We start from the raw sequence: 18012 nt of genomic DNA, 5'->3' as shown, positions 1-18012 counted from the left end.
CAGACAGCCGGGACCGGGCATCGGTGAACCCAACGTTACTCGTGAGTAATATCGACTGCAAGCGCTGTTAAACCGGGACACTACCCCCACCACGGCACTGGCTGAGGCGTGGCATGCCTGAGTGCGGCTGCGCTGTTGCGACAGGTACGCATACGGACCGGATCGAAAAGTTTCTTTGTTCCGCTCGAGAATTAGAACTGGGTAGCAGGTCAGGGCGTTCCCAGCTCTGGGAACGCCCTGAGCTGCCACTCAGTTGGGCACTTAGGCGAGCGAAAAGCGCGCCGCGACATTCTCTGGACTCAGAAGGGCAGGTCACACCTCTGGATGATGCCGCGGATTTGAGGCAGAATGAACCTGGCGGGCGGAATGACCCCGTTGTCGCACCTTCGGGTGCTGACCATAACACGCCGCTCGACGGCCATTGGTGGCGTTCCGCCCGCCCCAGCTCTGCGTTGATCGGAGTCAGCCCTGCTACGCGGAGGTTTCCTTCGGTTCCCTGGCTTCCTTGGGCGGAAGCGGCTGCGGGTTGAGGAACGCCGCAGTGATGAGGGGAGCTACCAGCCCGGTCTGCCACGCCCGGGCGCCGAGCCCGATCAGTTCCTCGGCAATGGCGGCATCGCTGAGGTCCGCCGGTGGCCGCCACGCGACGCGGCGGAGATAGTCCGGGGTCAGCAGGTTTTCGAGCGGGAGCTTGAGCTCGTCCGCCTTGTCCTGCAGCAAAGGCCTGGCGGTCTGCAGCCGTTCAGCGGCGGCGAGGTCCCGGTCGGCCCATACCCGTGGGGGCGGTGGGGCGTTCGTGGGCAGGTGGAGCGGGGGAAGGTCTTCGAGCGCCCGGGCCGCGGCGATGCACCGCAGCCAACGGGGAGCCTCCCGCTGAGCGGCCCTGCCGTGGAACCCCTTGGTGCCGAGCAGTTGCGGCACGGTTGTAGGCATCGCCTTGGCGGCGGCGACGAGGGCTGAGTCGGGGATGAGCCGTCCCGGTGCCACATCGCGTTTCTGGGCCAGGGCGTCGCGTTCCAGCCACAGCTCACGCACCGCTGCCAGCTGGCGGCGGTCCCTGATCTGGTGAAGCCCGGACGTTTTCCGCCAAGGATCCACCCTGGGCGGTGCGAGCCCGGCGGACAGGATCGCGGCGAACTCCTGCTCGGCGAATTCCAGTTTTCCGTCCGCTTCGAGCAGTTCGATGAGTTCCTCGCGCAGTTCCGTCAGGACTTCGACGTCGAGCGCTGCGTACCGGAGCCAGGGTTCCGGCAGGGGGCGGGTTGACCAGTCGGCTGCCGAGTGCTCCTTGGCGAGGCCGAAGCCAAGCAGTTGCTCGATCACGGCCGCAAGGCCGACGCGGGGAAGGCCGGCCAGTCGGGCGGCAAGTTCAGTGTCGAAGAGCTTGTCCGGCCACATGCCCAGCTCGGACAGGCACGGCAGGTCCTGGCTGGCGGCGTGCAGGATCCATTCGACGCCACGCAGGGCATCGTTGATGATCCGCAGGTCCTCGAACGGCTCGGGGTCGATCAGCCAGGTGCCGGAACCTTCCCGGCGGATCTGGACGAGGAACGCGCGCTGCCCGTAGCGGAAGCCCGACGCGCGTTCCGCGTCGACGCCCGCCGGGCCCGTTCCCGCGGCGATCGCGGCGGCGCAGCGTTCCAGCCCGGCCTGGGTTTCGATGACCAGCGGCACCCCGTCGCGGGGTGAATCGAGATCAATGACAACGGGGACCCGGCTGTCAAAGCCTTCCACCGTTATGTGGGGTGTGTTTTCAGCAGCCGGAGCGCCGGCTGTGGTGTTATCCGGATTTTGAGGGGTCATGATGTCCCTAGTTTACCGGCAGGAGACACAAGGGCGGTTCCGGGCCGGGTTTGCACCCCAACAGGTCGAGGGCTCAGGCGAAGAGGCCCTCCCCGATGAATCCACCCTGCCTCGCGCCCGGCGGCACGGCGAAGAGGCCGGAACCTGTGTGCTTGAGGTACTCCAGGGCGAGGGTGTCCTCCTTGGCCATGGTCATCTGCATGGGCACATAGTGCGTCCGCGGGTCCTTGACGAAGGCAATGAAGAACAGCCCGGCGTCGAGGTGGCCCAGCCCGTCCGAGCCGTCGGTGTAGTTGTATCCGCGGCGGAGCATCCGCACGCCGCCATTCTGGTCCGCGTGGGCCAGCCGCACGTGGGAGTCCATGGCAATCAGGGGCTCGCCGTCGTTGCCCTTGATGGCAAAGTCGGGGGCCGTGAACTCCTTGCCGCCCGAGAGCGGTGCACCTTCTCCCTTGGTCCGGCCGATGAGCCCTTCCTGCTCGCGGAGCGAGGTGCGGTCCCAGATCTCGATGTGCATCCGGATGCGCCGGGCCACCAGGTAGCTCCCGCCGGCCATCCAGCCTTCGCCTACGCGGGATCCGGCGCCGGCCCACACGTGCTCGTCGAGCAGCGCGGCGTCCTCGGCCTTGAGGTTGTTGGTGCCGTCCTTGAAGCCGAACAGGTTGCGCGGGGTCTGCTGCGCGCGGGAGGTCGACGACGTGCGGCCGAAGCCCAGCTGGGACCAGCGGACACGTGCCTTGCCGAAGCCGATCCGGGCCAGGTTGCGGATGGCATGCACCGCCACCTGGGGATCGTCGGCGCATGCCTGCACCACGATGTCACCGCCCGAGCGACCCGGCTCCAGGGCATCGCCGGGAAAGCGCGGCAGGTCGATCAGGGCATCGGGCCGCTTTCCGTCCAGGCCAAAGCGGGCCTTGCCGTTCTTCTCGAACAGGGAGGCACCGAAGCCAAATGTGAGGGTGAGCCGGCCGGCGTCGACGTCCAGGGCCTCGCCGGTGTCCTCCGGCGGGGCGTCGTATGGGCCGTCGACGGCGCCGGTGGTTCCGGTGGTCCGGCCGGCGGTCATGGCCTCCGCGGCGGCAGTCCAGTCCTTGAGGAGTTCGATGATCGCCGCACGGTCTTCGATGGTGACGTCGAAGGCCGCCATGTGGAGGCGGTCCTGCGCAGCGGTGGCGATCCCGGCCTGGCGGTCGCCGAAGAAGGGGATGACGGAATCGTTGGCGGCCGGGGGTGCTGCGGCGGCCGCCAGGGCGTCGTGGCCGAGCAGGCCGGCGGCGATTCCGGCCACCGCTCCCGCGCCGCCCACGCCAGCCAAACCCAGAAGTCCGCGGCGGGACAGGCGGGGGTTATCGCCGTCGGACGTTGCCGTTCCGAAACCTGACGTCTCCGGCGGCGTGCCGGAACCGTCGGACGGTGCCTTGATAGGGGGCTGCTGGGCCCCGCCGAAGGGGCAGCCGCTCACAGCACCACTGCCGCGGTGAGCTTGGACAGCGGCTCGCCGAGGGCATCGACCAGGGCGCTGAGCTGCTGGACCTCGTCCTTGCCCAGATCGTCGTAGTAGGCAAAGCCGTCGCCCTTGGCGTGCTTCTTCAGCTCGGCCTGCAGGGCGCTAAACTTGGCGTCGAGGTTCTTGGCCAGGGCGGGGTCCTTCTGCTGCAGGGCGGGCTTGAGGTTTTCGAACGCGATCCGGGCGCCGTCCACGTTGGCCTGGAAGTCCCAGAGGTCGGTGTGCGACCAGATTTCCTCCTCACCGGTGACCTTGCCGCGGGCAACCTCATCCAGCAGTTCCTTGGCGCCGTTGCCCAGCTTGTCCGCGCTGAGCTGCACGGCCCGGGTGCGGGTGCCGAGTTCCTCGGTGTCGGCGACCAGCTGCTTGGCGAGGGCCGCTCGCTCAGCCGCAGTCAGCGCGGTGTAGCCTGCCGGCGGGAACAGGTCCTTCTCGGCACGGTGCCAGCCGGTCCACTTCTGCCCCGGTTCAAGGTCGGCCTCGCGGGCGTCGAGCTTGGGATCGAGATCGCCGAAGGACTCGGCCACGGGTTCGATCCGTTCCCAGCGCATGCGGGTGGCGGCGTAGAGGCTCCTGGCCTTGGCTGCGTCGCCTGCGGCATAGGCTGCGGCGAATTCCTTGGTTCCGGCGACGAGCTGCTCGGTCTGGTCCTTGACGTAGGCCGTGTACTGGGTGACTCCGGTGTCCACGAGCTTTTGGTGATCGGCGTCAACGGTGGCCTGTTTGCCGGAGTCCTTGACGGTGAAGTCGGCGCGGATGCCGTCACCTTTCATGCCCGGCTTACAGGCGGTGATGTACTTGCCTGCCGGCGCGGTAAGCACCAGGTTGCGCGTGATCCCGGGGCCGATGTTCTCCACTTCGGCCACGATCCGCAGGCCGTCTTCGGCGAGCACGTAGAACTCGGTGACCTCGGCGCCGTCGTTCTTCACGGCGAAGGTGAGGTTTCCAACCGGGGCTTCAGCGGCGGAGACATTGCAGCCGCCATCGGTGCTGCTCACCTGGATCGGGCCGCCGGTGGTAGCGGAGGCGCTGGCGCTGGCATTGTCGGTGCAGGACGCCAGGGCCAGCGGGAGGACTGCGGTGACTGCCGCGATGGCGAGGCGGGCACCGGCGGTCCGGCGGATTTTGGGCGAGGTCAAGCCGGGCATGTGGATTCCTTGGAGTGTTGGGGTGCCGCGGGCTGTTGGGGTGCGGCGTTCGTTTGGGGGAGGAGCTGCCGTCAGGACGCGACGGCGGCCGCTGCGGCAGGGGCAGCCTGCGCCGGCCGGAGCGGCCGGCGGAAGTTGGCACGGAGGTAGAGGAACATCATGGGGACGGCGTAGAGGGCCCAGGCAGCTGCTTCCAGCCACGTCGTGGCAGGGGAGAAGTTCAGGGTCCCCTTCAGCAGGGTGCCGTACCAGGACGACGGGGGGACGGCGGCTGAGACGTCGAAGGCGAGGCTGTGCAGCCCCGGCAGGATGCCGGCCTCCTGCAGGTCGTGGACGCCGTAGGCGAGGACGCCGCCGGCGATGACCACCAGGGCGACGCCCGTCCAGGTGAAGAAGCGGGACAGGTTGACCTTCAGGACGCCGCGGTGCAGCAGGTTGCCGAGTGCGGCTGCCAGGGCAAGCCCCAGGAGCGCGCCGAACAGCGGAGTTCCGGATTCACCGCTTGCCTGGGCTGCAGCCCACAGGAAGAGTGCCGTCTCCAGGCCTTCCCGGCCGACTGCCAACGCCGCAACAAGCACCAGGCCCCAGGCGGCGCCGTCGGCCACGCCGTCAACCCGGGAGCGCAGTTCGCTGCCGAGCGTGCGGGCAGTGCGTGCCATCCAGAAGACCATCCAGGTGACCAGCCCGACGGCGACGATGGACAGCCCGCCGCCGATCGCTTCCTGGGCCTTGAAGGTCAGGCCGCGCGGGCCGAAGGTCAGTAGCGCTCCGAACCCGACCGACACGGCAACGGCGATGCCCACACCCGCCCAGAGCCGGGGGAGCAGTTCGCGCCGGCCGCTCTTGGTGAGGTAGGCCATCAGCAGGACGACAATGAGCGTGGCCTCGAGGCCCTCGCGGAGACCGATGAGGAAGTTGGCTGTCATGTAAAGCACCTTCTGTCAGGGGAGCCAAGCTTAGGCTCACCTAATCACGGGACTTTACACGGCAAATGTCATTAGGCAAAAGAACTGTGCCGTAATTGCCCGGGAAATTACTCCAGTGGTTTGGGCTGCCCTGTGGCCGGGGTTTTGAGGGCCCAGTGATCGCCGCGCCTAGCTGCGGCGTCTGCTGGGCAGCGCCGGTCGCGCAGGGAGCAGCCTAGTTGCGGCGCCTGCGGGGCAGCGCTGATACGCCCTCTGGCAGCGGCGGGAGGCCGGCGAAGGTGCACACCATGTCCGACCACGCTTCGAGGTGGGCCTGGACCTCGGCGCCGGCCGGAGTCCACGAGGCGCGGAGTTCGATGTCGATCGAGGCGGGCCGGTCTGCCAGCGTTCCGAAGCTCTCGGACAGCACCCGCGTGGCCGTCCCGCCGGCGGCGCGGTAGGGGGCATTGTGGGTCTCGAGGGCCTCAACGAGCCATGTCCAGGCCACGGAGCCGAGCATTTCATCGTTGCCCATCTCGGCGTCGAGCTGCGCCCGGATGTAGGTGACGATCCGGAACTCGCCATCCCACACGGCGGAGCCGTCGGGATCGTGCAGCAGGATGAAGCGTCCGGTTGCAAGCTCCTCGCCGTCGTCGTCATCGTCCCCAGGGGACGCTCCGGCGGCGGCCGAACGGGCCAGCGCCATGGCCGCGGGCCCATGGACGGGTGGCCGGTCCTTACCGACGCTTGGAATTATGACCTCGGCGCCGACGGCGACGGCGAAAGGCGCCAGCCGCGCGGGCGCCGGGATTTCGTCCAGGCGCAGTTCGCTGCGGCAGCGTGCTTTGCGGAGCGTTCCCAGCGCATACAGAAAATTCGCGGGAACCTGGGCAAGTTCGTTCACAATCGCAGGCTACGCAATGGAAACCGCCGATTCCGGCAGGCTCGCCGCCTGCTCACGCAATCCTGCGCATGTTACTGCGCTGCCGCCGGCGAGGACCCGGGCCGGGCAAGCTCGCTCTTGATCGCTGCCACAAAGGCATCGACGTCCTCCTCGCTGGTATCGAAGGAGCACATCCAGCGGACCTCGCGGGTGGCCTCGTTCCAGTCGTAGAAGCGGAAGGACTCCCGGAGCCTGTCCGCCACTCCTTCGGGAAGGACCGCAAAAACGCCGTTGGATTCCGTTTTCTGCGTGGGCTCCACACCCTCAATGGCGTCCACGGCGGTACGCAGCCTCGCGGCCATGGCATTCGCATGGGCAGCCGAGCGAAGCCACAGGTCACCCTCGAGCAGCGCGATAAACTGCGCGGACATGAACCGCATCTTCGAGGCCAGCTGCATGTTCATCTTGCGAAGGAACAGCAGCCCGTGGGCGGCGTCGGGGTTAAGCGCCACCACCACTTCGCCGAACAGCAGCCCGTTCTTGGTTCCGCCGAAGGACAGGATGTCCACGCCGGCGTCGCGTGTGAAGGCCCGAAGGGGAACGCCCAGGTGCGCCGCGGCGTTGGCCAGCCGCGCGCCGTCCATGTGGAGTTTCATGCCCCTGGCGTGGACGTGCTCGGCGATCGCCCGGACTTCATCCGCCGTGTAGCAGGTGCCCAGTTCCGTGGTCTGGGTGATGGAGACGGCCAGCGGCTGGGCGCGGTGCTCGTCACCCCAGCCCCACGCCTCGCGGTCAATGAGCTCCGGCGTGAGTTTGCCGTCCGGGGCGTGCACCTGCAGCAGCTTCATGCCGCCCACGCGCTCCGGGGCGCCATTCTCGTCCATGTTGATGTGCGCCGTCGACGCGCAGACCACCGCACCCCAGCGCGGCAGGAGGGACTGCAGGGACAGCACGTTGGCGCCGGTGCCGTTGAAAACGGGGAAGCACTCGATGCCGGGCCCGAAGTGTTCTTCCATCAGCTCCTGCAGGCGGCCCGTGTACTGGTCTTCGCCGTAAGAGACCTGGTGCCCCTCGTTGGCGGCGGCCAGCGCCGCCAGCACCTCGGGGTGCACGCCCGAGTAGTTGTCCGAGGCGAAGCCACGCACCGAGGCGTCGTGCAGCCTGGACATGGTGCCGTTGCCGGCCGTTTCAACCGTTGTTGTCATCTCTTTGGTCACGCTCTCAGTCTAGGTAGTTGCGGCGCCTGCGGGCACCTGGGCCAGCAGCAGCCGCTGCCCGTTCAGCTCCGCGGCGGGCTGGCTAAAGAGCCCGACGGCGGCGGCGGCCAGTTGCTCGACGTCCGTGTAGCCGGGGAACTTCCGTTCCGGTTGCCTGCTGCGCATGCCGGTGTCCACCAGCGCCTTCACCACGAGGACGACGGCGGCGCTGTGCTGGGCGTCGTCGGCCACCATGTCGGCCGGGTCCTGCTGCCCCTGGGCGTCCTGTCCGTGGCTGTCCTGGCGGAAGCCCTCCGCCATGGCCATGGTCCACGCTTCCGCGGCGGCCTTGGCCGCCACGTAGCTGGCGACGCTGGCGGCGGGACTGCCCACCGCCGTCGACGACACCATGGCAAAGCGTCCGCAGGGGGAGGCGGCGAGGTCGTCGTAGAAGACCCTGGTGATGTTCCGGAGCGTCGTGACAGCGCTGCGTTCCAGGAAATCCCAGTCCTCGTCGGTCTGGGTGGTGATGCCCTGCGCGCCGCGCCAGCCGCCCACGAGGTGGACGACGCCGTCGATCCTTCCGGCAGACCGGGCAAGCTGGTGCTGCAGGTCCCGCACGGCGCCGAGGTCGGCAAGGTCGCAGACGAGCGGCGTGGCGCCGCCCGCAGTTTCCGCGGCCGCTTCTATGCGATCCTTGTCCGAACCCACGGTGAAGACGGCGAAGCCGGCCAGCAGCAGGGCGCGGGCGGCGGCAATGCCCGAAGGGCCGCTGCCGCCCGTGACCAGCACGTGCAAAGGCCGGCCGTTGCTCATGCTGCCGTTGGTCATGCCGGCGCCGGTCATGCTGCCGCCGCGGCCGGGCTGCCCGCCGGCAGGGCAGAGTCCGAGGAACCGGTGATGCCTGCCGTGGATTCGATGACGGGGCGCATTTTCATTTCCAGGGCCTCATAGAACATGGACAGCGGGAACTCGTCGTCCAGGACCTGATCGGTGAGGCCCCGCGGCGGTCCGTCGAGCGGAAGTGCGCCTGGCCCCTTCGCCCACACCGAGGCGGGGTTGGGTGTGACGGTGCCCGAGATCAGCTCGTAGGCCGCCAGCCAGTGGGCGGTTTTGGGCCGGTCAATGGAGCGCCAGTAGAGTTCCTCAATCCTGGCGCCCAACTCCACGACGACGCCGGCGACGTGCTCCCAGTCGATGGTCAGCCGGCTGTCGGTCCAGTGGAGGACACGGTGCTGGTGCAGCCACGCGAAGAGCAGCTGGCCGCCGAGCCCGTCGTAGTTGCGCACCCGGCTGCCGGTGATGGCGAACCGGAAGATGCGGTCGAAAATAACGGCGTACTGCACGAGTTTGGCATGCCGGCGGGCTTCCGGATCCGCGGCCTCGTCCTTTTCGATCTTCACCGATTCCCGGAAGGCCGTCAGGTCGCAGCGCAGCTCCTCGAGCGAGTACAGGAAGAACGGCATCCGCTGTTTGATCATGAACGGATCGAACGGCAGGTCCCCGCGCATGTGCGTCCGGTCATGGATCAGGTCCCACATGACGAAGGTCTTTTCGGTGAGTTCCTGGTCCTCGAGGAGTTCGGCGGCACCCGCCGGCAGCTCGAGCGATGTGATGTCGGCGGCCGCCCGCAGGACGCGGCGGAAGCGCGCCGCTTCCCGGTCCGCGAAAATGGCGCCCCAAGTGAACCTGGGTGTCGCCCGCACGCCCACGGTTTCGGGGAACAGCACAGCGGAGTTGGTGTTGTACCCGGGAGTGAAGTCAATGAAGCGGATGGGAACGAACAGCCGGTTCGAGTAGTCGCCCTGTTCCAAGCCGGCGATGAAATCGGGCCAGACGACGTCGATGAGGACCGCTTCGACGAGCCGGCTGCTGCTGCCGTTCTGCGTGTACATCGGAAAGACCACGAGGTGCTGCAGGCCGTTCTCGCGGTCGGCCTGCGGCTGGAACGCGAGCAGGGAGTCCAGGAAGTCCGGCACACCGAACCCGCCCTCGGCCCAGCGGCCAAAGTCGCGGCACAACAGGTCCAGGTACAGGGCGTCGTGGGGGAATGCCGGTGCCAGCGACGCGATGGCGCCGGCAAGGGCCTCGACATGGCCCTGCGCTGCCGCGTGGGCGGACTGGTCGGGGATGGAGCCGTCCTGCACCTGCAGGTCCCGCAGGGCAGTGGCGGCGGTCTTGAGGCGCTGCCACTGCGGGTGTTCTGCAGAGATTCGGGCTGGTGCTGTGTGTACGGTTACGGTCATCGCTGGCCTCGCCTTTCTGGTTACCTGGGCTTCTACGGTGAGCGTAGCAAGCGGACAGGTCTCCTAATCGGTCAAAGGCCCGAGCGTAAGAAACTTTAGGGCTCGGGCCTCCGCTAATTACCCCTAGGCGCAGCGCCAGGCAACCTCAGGCCTGGGGGCCGTCCGCGGCCGGAACCAGCTTCAGTGAAATGGAGTTGATGCAGTAACGCTGGTCGGTCGGAGTCCCGTAGCCCTCGCCCTCGAAGACGTGCCCAAGGTGCGAGTCGCAGTTGGCGCACCGCACCTCGATGCGTTCCATGCCCAGGGTGCGGTCGTGGATGTAGCGAACGCGCCCTTCGGCCAGCGGGGCCCAGAATGACGGCCAGCCGCAGTGCGAATCGAACTTCTCCTTGCTGGTGAACAGTTCCGTTCCGCACGCCCGGCAGTTGTAGACGCCGGTGGTGTGGGTATCCCAGTATTCGCCGCTGTAGGGGCGTTCCGTGCCGGCCTGGCGCAGCACGTGGTATTCCTCCGGCGTCAGTTCCTGGCGCCAGTCGTCGTCGGACCGGCCGGCGGCAGGTGAAGCGTCGCTGGCGGTGTTGGTGAGGTCGGATTTCTCGGGAGTGCTCATAGTCGGACCAACGCTCAGGAGTCGCCGATAAATCCCGAGCCCGCGTAAAGATGCAGGACGGGCAGGCCCAGCTTGTCCTGCGCCCGGTTGGCCCAGTCAGTGTGGAAGGTGTCCGACACGGCATGCGGCCTGGTGATGACCACAGCCTGGGCTGCCCCGAGCGCCTTGACCTTGGCCACGAGGCCGTTAACGGCGCCGCCGTCCACCACCTCGCCTGCAACTCCGCCGCCGAGGCCCTCCAGGGCGCTGACCGAGGCGGAAAGGGTCGCGTCCGCCGCTGCCCGTTCCTCCGTAGGGTCCGGGGCGTGTGCGGTCAGCTCGCGGAAAGCCTTGGCAATGTCCAGCATCGACAGGTTCTCGAGGAAGTCAACCAGCAGATGCCGTTCCGTATTGGCCGGCACCAGCACAACCAGGGGCGCGTCACCTCCGTCCACCAGGCGTTCGATGTTCACGCGGTCGTCCGCACCCAGCGGCTCTTCAGTCAGAATGACGATTGGATCGCTCATGGCATCAGCCTAGTCCCGCCCGCCAGTGCCCGCATGTATTTGGCTTGCCTGCGTTTGGCCCGCATGGATTTGGCCGTGAATGTGCCCGACAGGTCCAAATCCGTCAAGATGGGTGGCATGGATTCTGCGCAGGCTGCCGTGACCACCCACTCCACTACCCCGGGCAACGCAATGACCCTGAGGGCGAAGTGGACGCTCGGGGGAGTCATTGCCGGGGGCACCGCCGCTGCCCTGCTCGGGGCAGGATCGTCTGCCCTAGCTCTTTACTTCGCCCGCCGCGTCCTCACCCCCGCCCGCGTGCGGGCTGCGGACCAGGAAGTGCTGGCCGTCATCAGGGAAGGCAGGGACCTGCAGGTCATCCTCGCGGCCACTCCGGAGACAACACACAACGGCGTGTACAGCCTCTTCTTCGACGCCGGTGCCGGTCATGCCCGGATCGGCAAAATCCTGTCCTATTCCCCGTCCGAGCGCACGGTGCTGCGCGAGGTGGAGGCCGTCTACAGCGGCAATCTGGAAACCGCAGGCCGCGGCTGGTGGGGAGGCGCCACGTACCAGCATCCCTCCGACGTCGGGCTGGCGTCCCAAGACGTCGCCATCGAGGTTGAGGGCGGAACGGCCCCCGGCTGGCTGATCCCGGGCGATACCGGCGCCGATACCTGGGCCATCATGGTTCACGGGCGCGGGGCTACCCGGCAGGAATGCCTCCGTGGCGCACGGGTGGCCCACGAACTCGGACTGCCGAACCTCCTGGTTTCCTACCGGAACGACGGCCTGGCGCCGGCTGCGTTCGACGGCCGGTACGGGCTGGGTTCGACGGAGTGGCGGGACATCGACGCCGCCATCTCCTTCGCCCTCGCCCACGGTGCCCGGGACGTCGTGCTTTTCGGCTGGTCCATGGGAGGCGCCATCTGCCTGCAGACCGCGGACCTCTCCGAGCGCAGGCATGTCATCCGGGCCATGGTTCTGGACGCGCCGGTCATCGACTGGGTGAACGTACTGGCGCACCACGCCGAGCTGAACCGCATCCCTTCGGCTGTTGGTCGCTACGGGCAGCTGATGATGGGGCACAAAGTGGGCCGCCGGCTCACGGGGCTGGCTGCGCCAGTGGACCTGAAATCAATGGACTGGGTGTCCAGGGCTGTGGAACTCAGGACGCCGACGCTGATCATCCACAGCGTGGACGACGAATACGTTCCCTATCAGCCATCGGCCCTGCTCGCGGAAAAGAACCCGGAAATGGTCACGTTCGAGCCGTTCGAGGGGGCGCGGCATGCGAAGGAATGGAACGCTGATCCGGTCCGCTGGGAAGCACTGGTCCGGGCGTGGCTGCAGCAGCAGCTCGCACCGCGCCGCAATCCCGGCCAGCCGGATGCCGGCGAGGATCCCGCAGCCGACCGAATGGTAGCCGGCTGACTGGTAGCCGGCTGACTGGCAGCCGGCCGACTGGCAGTCGGCCGATGGGCCGGGCCGGAGCTGTCAGCGTTTGCCGCCCGTCCCGGCGCCGGCGGTTCCGATCGCGGCCGTGACGGCCTTGGTGAGGCGCACGAGGTCGCGGGGATCCAGCTCGATGTCGAGGCCGCGCCGGCCGCCGGACACCAGAATGGTGTCCAGGCCGAGGGCACTGTCGTCGATCACCGTGGGGGAGGGCTGACGCTGTCCCAGGGGCGAAATGCCGCCCAGGACATAGCCGGTGCGCCGTTCCGCCACCGCGGGGTCCGCCATGGCGGCCTTCTTGCTCCCCAGCGCCGCGGCGATCGCCTTCAGGTCCAGGCTTCCGCTGACAGGAACGACGCCGACCGCCAGCCGGCCGTCGACCTCCACCATGAGCGTCTTGAAGACCCTGGCAGGATCGATCCCCAGGACCTCGGCCGCCTCCAGTCCGTAACTGGCCGCGGCCGGATCGTGGTTGTAGGGGTGCAGGTTAAAGGAAACGCCTGCCGCAGCCAGTGCGGCTGTGGCAGGCGTTCCCTGTGAGGTGTTCTTGCGCGCCATGCGGGTCCGGTCCCTAGGCGTGGAGCCGGGCCGCGGCGCCCACCTTGCGCTTGATGCGCCCGAGCATCGCCGTCATGCCGCGCATGCGCAGCGGCGTGATGGCCCGGGTCAGGCCGAGCAGTTCTGGCATGTCGTCCGGAACAGCCAGGATCTCCTCGGCGGTGAGGCCATCCAGACCCTCATGAAGCACGCCCGCGAAACCACGGGTGGTGGGAGCCTCCGGTGGTGCCTTGAAGAACAGCCGGAAAGCAGGGGACCCGCCGTCGTTCTTTTCCGTCTCAATGGTGAGGAAAAGAGGCGACTGGCATTCCACCACCTGCTCCAGCAGCTCCGGGTGGTCGCTCAGGCGCTCCGGGAGGTCCGGCAGGCCGCGGGAAAACTCCAGCAGGAGCTGCAGCCGCTCGGGCTCGCTCAGTGCCTGGAAGTCGTCGACAATCTCCGCCAGGGCGGTGGGAAGTGCTTGAGTACTCATCACTTCCAGCTTACGCAGTTTGTCCCCGTCCGCCGCTTTTTTACGGACACTTACCTCGCGGCAACTGCCGGAACCGAGCCGCGTTCTGCGCCCTTGGCAATCGGCACGCGCACGGCGTTGCCCCATTCAGTCCAGGAGCCGTCGTAGTTGCGGACGGTTTCGAAGCCGAGCAGGAACTTCAGCGCGAACCAGGTGTGGCTGGAGCGTTCGCCAATGCGGCAGTAGGCCACGACGTCGTCGCCCTCGGTCAGTCCGGCTTCGCCGAGGTACAGCGCCTCAAGCTCGGCGCGGCTGCGGTAAGTGCCGTCCTCGGCCGCTGCCCGTGCCCACGGGATGGAGGCCGCGGTGGGAATGTGGCCGCCGCGCAGCGCGCCTTCCTCCGGATACGCGGGCATGTGGGTGCGCTGGCCCGTGTACTCCTCGGGGGAGCGGACGTCGATCAGCGGCTTGCCAAGGTGGGCCAGGACGTCTTCCTTGAAGGCGCGGATCGGGGCGTCGTTGCGCTCCACCACGGGGTAATCCGCCACGGCGGGCGACGGGATGTCGGTGGTCAGGGCGCGGCCTTCGGCGATCCACTTGTCCCGGCCGCCGTCGAGCAGCCTGACGTCCTCGTGGCCGAACAGGCTGAAGACCCAGAGGGCGTAGGCGGCCCACCAGTTGGACTTGTCGCCGTAGATGACCACCGTGGTTTCGCGGGAAATTCCCTTCGCGGCGGCCAGGGCCGCAAACTCCTGGCCCTGAACGTAGTCACGGGTCACTTCGTCGTTCAGGTCGGTGTGCCAGTCGATCTTGACGGCGCCGGGAATGTGGCCGGTTTCGTAGAGCAGGACGTCTTCATCGGACTCCACCACGACGAGCTTGCCGTCGTTAAGCGCACCGGCGTCGATGGCTGCAGCCAGCCACTCGGTGGAAACAAGCCGCTCGGGGTGCGCGTAGGCGGCGAACTTCTCGTTCTGTTCAACGGGGTAGGACATGCGTATGGCCTTTCACTGAAACGGTCAGGTCAGACCGCCGGGGGACGGCGGGTCACTGCTCCAACACTAGCCACGGGCCGGTATGAATGCTCCTGTGTGTTAACAGGACGAAATGTGTGCTTGCTCACGGCATCGGCGGTAGTAAGGCGTTGCCCGCTGGGCGGGCGGCCGATGCCGGTATTCTTGCTGGGGACAAATCACCAGCAGAATGGACCACCTTGGTACAGATCGCAAAGCTCGCCACCCGGACGCCCGCGGTGTCGGTGGATGAGCTCCTCAAAGGTTTTTACCCGTCGCCCAGGTTCGGGCAGGTGTCCTTTGCAAGCTACCGGCCCGACCCGAAGCAGCCGAGCCAGGCTGCCGCAGTGAACGCGCTGCAGGCATTCGCCGGAGGCGTCGGGGCCGGGGACGGCGGGGGATTGTTCAAGAAGCTCTTCGGCAAGAAGGACACCACCCGCGCCGGGATTTATCTCGACGGCGGGTTCGGCGTCGGGAAGACCCACCTGCTGGCATCGCTTTGGCACGCTGCGCCCGGGCCCAAGGCCTTCGGAACCTTCGTGGAATACACCAACCTGGTGGGAGCCCTGTCCTTCCGGAAGACCGTTGAGGCGCTGAGCTCCTACAAGCTTGTCTGCATCGACGAGTTCGAACTGGACGATCCGGGCGACACGGTCCTGATGTCCCGCCTCATGCGGGAACTGGCCGACGCCGGCGTGAAGCTCGCGGCCACGTCCAACACCCTGCCCGGCTCGCTGGGTGACGGCCGCTTCGCTGCCGTGGACTTCCAGCGCGAAATCCAGGTCCTGGCGGACCAGTTCGACGTCATCAGGATCGACGGCGAGGACTTCCGCCACCGCGGGCTGCCGGCAGCGCCGGCCCCGCTGCGGAACAGCGAACTCCACGCCCACATGAAGGCAGAGTTCGACGGCAAGACCGTTGCCGAGGACGACTTCGGCACCCTCATCGCACACCTCGCGGGCGTGCACCCCAGCCGCTACCGCAAGATGCTCGACGGCGTGGACGGCGTTGTCTGGCGGGACGTGGATACCATCACCGAGCAGGCCGTGGCGCTGCGCTTCGTGGTGCTGGCCGACCGCCTCTACGACAAGGACGTGCCGATCCTTGCCAGCGGCGTTCCGTTCGACAAGCTGTTCACCGAGGACATGATGAGCGGCGGCTACATGAAGAAGTACTTCAGGGCGGTTTCCCGGCTTACCGCGCTGGCCCGCGAGGGCCAGAACCACGAGCCCTCCTAGACACTGGCGCGCTTGGACGCGGGGACGCACGGAAACGCCGGAAATCTTGCAGGGACGCGAAAGGTGCCGGCGCCGCCTCTCGGCGGGACCGGCACCTTTTTGACGTTTAGGGGCGAAGCCCGGTAAATCCTGGCTACGGAGCCTTCTCAGCCGGCGGGACGTTGTCCGCCGGTCCCTGGGTAGGCCTCTCATTGGCTTTGTCAACGAGAGCGGAAGCGCCGCTCTGGACCGTATCTACCTGGCCGGCGTATTTGCCACCCGTCTTCGAGTCGACAAAATCACCTGCTTTGGTGATGCCGTCCTTGATGGCCTGCTCGTTGCCGCGGATCAGACCCTGAGCCTTGCCCTTTAGATCGTCAAGTAAACCCACGAGCACCTCCCTTCAATCGCGGAGCCAGTTCGCTCCTCCGCCATCGATCCTAGCCCGGAAGGCGGCGCCTGCCAAGGAGTTCTTGACAAACCTTGTCAAACAGTATGAGGGCAAGAAAAAAGCAGCTCCGGGGAGCTGCTCTGTTTGGTGGGCGATACTGGGATCGAACCAGTGACCTCTTCCGTGTCAGGGAAGCGCGCTACCGCTGCGCCAATCGCCCGGAGCCGGTAAAAACCGGCGGTATCCTGGGTTCGGATCCCGAGGGATCAAAGAGAGCGGACGACGAGATTCGAACTCGCGACATCCACCTTGGCAAGGTGGTGCTCTACCAGCTGAGCTACGTCCGCATTTTTGAACTCTGGCCCGGAGGCTGAACGTTCAACTGCAAGCAAGTTTCCTTGCTTTGGTGGGCGATACTGGGATCGAACCAGTGACCTCTTCCGTGTCAGGGAAGCGCGCTACCGCTGCGCCAATCGCCCATTGCATCCGGCGTTACCGGAAACCATGGTTTTCACCGAGGTGGGTACGGGATTCGAACCCGTGTATACGGCTTTGCAGGCCGCTGCCTCGCCTCTCGGCCAACCCACCGTGTAAGCATCGGTTCCTGGAATCAACTTCTGGGAATCAGTGCCGTGACAGTGTCCTGCGAGCGGACGACGAGATTCGAACTCGCGACATCCACCTTGGCAAGGTGGTGCTCTACCAGCTGAGCTACGTCCGCATTTCGGAGCCGCGGTTCCGTGCCTGATCGGCAGTTCGTCGCGTTCCAACGAGTAAGAACTCTATAGGAGGTTCCGGGAATCTCCAAATCGAGTGCCGACGGAAAGTCCCAGAAGGCCATAGTTCGTTGAATTCTAGGGAGATTTTAGAATTACAGGCGTGTAGTTTCTGGCCCAGGCTTTGCGAGCCGTGCAGGGCCGCGGACGCTCACTTCCGTCGACTCGGTGCCGATTTCCGTTAACCCGGATCGTGGGCTAGCATTCAAATGCATCGGGGCGATTGGCGCAGTGGTAGCGCGCTTCGTTCACACCGAAGAGGTCACTGGTTCGAACCCAGTATCGCCCACCGATGGAGAGTCCGTTTCGCCCAGAAGATATCTGGGAGGAACGGACTTTTCTGTTTCCGCACACCAATGTCTCTGCTTGGCATCCATGTCAGACCCCTGTGAAAGAGTCTCACCATGACCGCTCCACTCCTCGCCCACGCCACAGAATATGGCCGGATGTACGCCCGCTCCACCACAGAGCACTTCACGGTTCCCTCAATTACCACCGTCATCGGGCAGCAGCCCCACGGCCTGGATGGCTGGTTCGGCTATATGGGCGCCAACAGCCTGGCCAAGGATCCCTCGCTTCCGGAGATCCTGGGCAGCCCCGCGAGGGTGCGGCAGGCAGTGAACCGCGCGGCCAAGGCGGCCGAAACCTACCGGGACGAGGCAGCCCAGCGCGGGGACCGGGTGCACCACTACTGCGAGCAGGTGGCCCTGCGGGCCCTCGGCAGGCCGCATCAGATGAAGGAAGCGCGGGAAGCGCTGGCCTCCAACGGCGAGGAAGCCTTCGCCTCCCGCTTCGATGAGTGGTGGGAGCTGTTCCGGGTGGAACCGATTGCCCCGGAGATCACTGTGTGGAACAAGACGGTTGGATATGCGGGAACGCTGGACCTTGTTGCGAAGATCAACGGACGCACCTGTCTCATCGACTACAAGACCAAAGGAACAACACGAGACGGCCAGGTCAAGCCCCTGGACGACAAAGTGGTCATGCAGCTTGTTGCCGGCATGAAGGCCGAGGAAAGCCTGGTGGACCCCGTGGCAGGGGAATGGGAACCGTGGCAGCACGGCGAATCCCCGGTCCTGCTCGCCGTCGCCATCGGTGAAACCGAGGTGCGGCCCGTCCGCGCAAATCCGGAAGTCCTGAAGCACCACTGGTGGAAGTTCTGTGCCCTGCGGCGGGTGTGGGAGATGTCCGCGGACACCGTGAGCGCCGGACCCGCGCTGCTGCCCTTGGCGCCGCCGGCGTTTTCCTGACTATCCTGCGTCGGGCTGCCCTGCGCTGGGGCTGCCCGGGCCGCCGCCGCCGTCATCTGTGGCGGCCAGGCCGCAGCAACTAAACTGGACTGGATCCTATTACCCGTTCACCGTGAGG

17 protein-coding genes and 6 tRNA genes are annotated in these 18012 nt (G+C 66.7%); 4 read left to right on the top strand and 19 right to left on the bottom strand.

The annotated features are described in order from the left end of the window. Positions 1-471: 471 nt before the first annotated feature. From AC1DFE_RS11235 to AC1DFE_RS11190, 10 genes are all read right to left on the bottom strand, one after another. The gene (locus AC1DFE_RS11235; protein ID WP_476905955.1) at positions 472-1803 is read right to left on the bottom strand and encodes an HRDC domain-containing protein; all 1332 of its coding nucleotides are present in this window, start codon (positions 1801-1803) and stop codon (positions 472-474) included. Between the two features lie 73 nt (positions 1804-1876). Then, positions 1877-3265: an iron uptake transporter deferrochelatase/peroxidase subunit gene (gene efeB / locus AC1DFE_RS11230; protein ID WP_476905954.1), complete on the bottom strand. Its 1389-nt coding sequence runs from the start codon at positions 3263-3265 to the stop codon at positions 1877-1879. Further along, the gene (gene efeO / locus AC1DFE_RS11225) at positions 3262-4458 is read right to left on the bottom strand and encodes an iron uptake system protein EfeO (protein ID WP_476905953.1); all 1197 of its coding nucleotides are present in this window, start codon (positions 4456-4458) and stop codon (positions 3262-3264) included. The genes efeB and efeO overlap by 4 nt, the downstream gene beginning before the upstream one ends. A 71-nt stretch (positions 4459-4529) precedes the next feature. Then, positions 4530-5384, bottom strand: coding sequence for an iron uptake transporter permease EfeU (efeU, locus tag AC1DFE_RS11220; RefSeq protein ID WP_476905952.1), 855 nt, complete (start codon positions 5382-5384; stop codon positions 4530-4532). Positions 5385-5598: 214 nt separating this feature from the next. Continuing rightward, positions 5599-6270, bottom strand: coding sequence for a DUF3000 domain-containing protein (locus tag AC1DFE_RS11215; protein WP_476906012.1), 672 nt, complete (start codon positions 6268-6270; stop codon positions 5599-5601). Between the two features lie 68 nt (positions 6271-6338). Beyond that, positions 6339-7451, bottom strand: a complete 1113-nt coding sequence (locus tag AC1DFE_RS11210; protein ID WP_476906011.1) for a threonine aldolase family protein — start codon at positions 7449-7451, stop codon at positions 6339-6341. Between the two features lie 21 nt (positions 7452-7472). Beyond that, positions 7473-8288, bottom strand: a complete 816-nt coding sequence (locus AC1DFE_RS11205) for an SDR family NAD(P)-dependent oxidoreductase (protein WP_476905951.1) — start codon at positions 8286-8288, stop codon at positions 7473-7475. Then, positions 8285-9688, bottom strand: coding sequence for a DUF6421 family protein (locus AC1DFE_RS11200; protein ID WP_476905950.1), 1404 nt, complete (start codon positions 9686-9688; stop codon positions 8285-8287). Before AC1DFE_RS11200 ends, AC1DFE_RS11205 begins: the two co-directional genes overlap by 4 nt. 145 nt (positions 9689-9833) lie before the next feature. Continuing rightward, entirely contained in the window at positions 9834-10298 is a 465-nt protein-coding gene (gene msrB, locus AC1DFE_RS11195) for a peptide-methionine (R)-S-oxide reductase MsrB (protein ID WP_476905949.1), read from the bottom strand. A gap of 14 nt (positions 10299-10312) precedes the next feature. Beyond that, the gene (locus AC1DFE_RS11190) at positions 10313-10804 is read right to left on the bottom strand and encodes a hypothetical protein (protein ID WP_476905948.1); all 492 of its coding nucleotides are present in this window, start codon (positions 10802-10804) and stop codon (positions 10313-10315) included. 117 nt (positions 10805-10921) lie between these two features. Between AC1DFE_RS11190 and AC1DFE_RS11185 the strand changes: the two genes are divergently transcribed. Next, entirely contained in the window at positions 10922-12217 is a 1296-nt protein-coding gene (locus tag AC1DFE_RS11185) for an alpha/beta hydrolase family protein (RefSeq protein ID WP_476905947.1), read from the top strand. 63 nt (positions 12218-12280) lie between these two features. Here AC1DFE_RS11185 and ybaK read toward each other — a convergent pair whose 3' ends face one another. The 3 genes from ybaK to AC1DFE_RS11170 are packed head-to-tail and all read right to left on the bottom strand — an operon-like array spanning position 12281 to position 14242. Beyond that, on the bottom strand, positions 12281-12796 hold the full coding sequence (gene ybaK, locus AC1DFE_RS11180) for a Cys-tRNA(Pro) deacylase (RefSeq protein ID WP_476905946.1): 516 nt from the start codon (positions 12794-12796) through the stop codon (positions 12281-12283). 13 nt (positions 12797-12809) lie between these two features. Continuing rightward, positions 12810-13268, bottom strand: a complete 459-nt coding sequence (locus tag AC1DFE_RS11175) for a SufE family protein (RefSeq protein WP_476905945.1) — start codon at positions 13266-13268, stop codon at positions 12810-12812. A 50-nt stretch (positions 13269-13318) separates the two neighbouring features. After that, a complete protein-coding gene (locus tag AC1DFE_RS11170) occupies positions 13319-14242 on the bottom strand; it encodes a sulfurtransferase (protein WP_476905944.1) in 924 nt (307 codons plus the stop codon). A 218-nt stretch (positions 14243-14460) separates the two neighbouring features. Here AC1DFE_RS11170 and zapE point away from each other — a divergent pair, with 218 nt between their 5' ends. Further along, complete coding sequence (zapE, locus tag AC1DFE_RS11165) at positions 14461-15498, top strand: cell division protein ZapE (protein ID WP_476905943.1); 1038 nt, start codon at positions 14461-14463, stop codon at positions 15496-15498. Between the two features lie 133 nt (positions 15499-15631). On the opposite strand, the gene AC1DFE_RS11160 is transcribed toward zapE, so the two are convergent. The 6 genes from AC1DFE_RS11160 to AC1DFE_RS11135 all read right to left on the bottom strand — a co-directional run bounded on the left by AC1DFE_RS11160 (position 15632) and on the right by AC1DFE_RS11135 (position 16589). Beyond that, entirely contained in the window at positions 15632-15868 is a 237-nt protein-coding gene (locus AC1DFE_RS11160; RefSeq protein ID WP_476905942.1) for an antitoxin, read from the bottom strand. A 145-nt stretch (positions 15869-16013) separates the two neighbouring features. Further along, positions 16014-16088 (bottom strand) — tRNA-Val (locus AC1DFE_RS11155). A gap of 54 nt (positions 16089-16142) precedes the next feature. Continuing rightward, positions 16143-16215: transfer RNA gene (locus AC1DFE_RS11150), tRNA-Gly, on the bottom strand. Positions 16216-16272: 57 nt separating this feature from the next. Next, positions 16273-16347 (bottom strand) — tRNA-Val (locus tag AC1DFE_RS11145). Between the two features lie 38 nt (positions 16348-16385). Further along, positions 16386-16456 (bottom strand) — tRNA-Cys (locus AC1DFE_RS11140). A gap of 60 nt (positions 16457-16516) precedes the next feature. Continuing rightward, positions 16517-16589: transfer RNA gene (locus AC1DFE_RS11135), tRNA-Gly, on the bottom strand. Between the two features lie 272 nt (positions 16590-16861). Here AC1DFE_RS11135 and AC1DFE_RS11130 point away from each other — a divergent pair. Then, positions 16862-16933: transfer RNA gene (locus AC1DFE_RS11130), tRNA-Val, on the top strand. 115 nt (positions 16934-17048) lie between these two features. After that, a complete protein-coding gene (locus AC1DFE_RS11125) occupies positions 17049-17894 on the top strand; it encodes a cytochrome (RefSeq protein WP_476905941.1) in 846 nt (281 codons plus the stop codon). The last annotated feature ends 118 nt before the right edge of the window (positions 17895-18012 follow it).

The sequence above is a fragment of the Arthrobacter sp. 05T423 genome (assembly GCF_056396245.1).
Note: the sequence above shows the minus strand (reverse complement) of the source record. Positions and strands in the feature narration are given on the sequence as shown.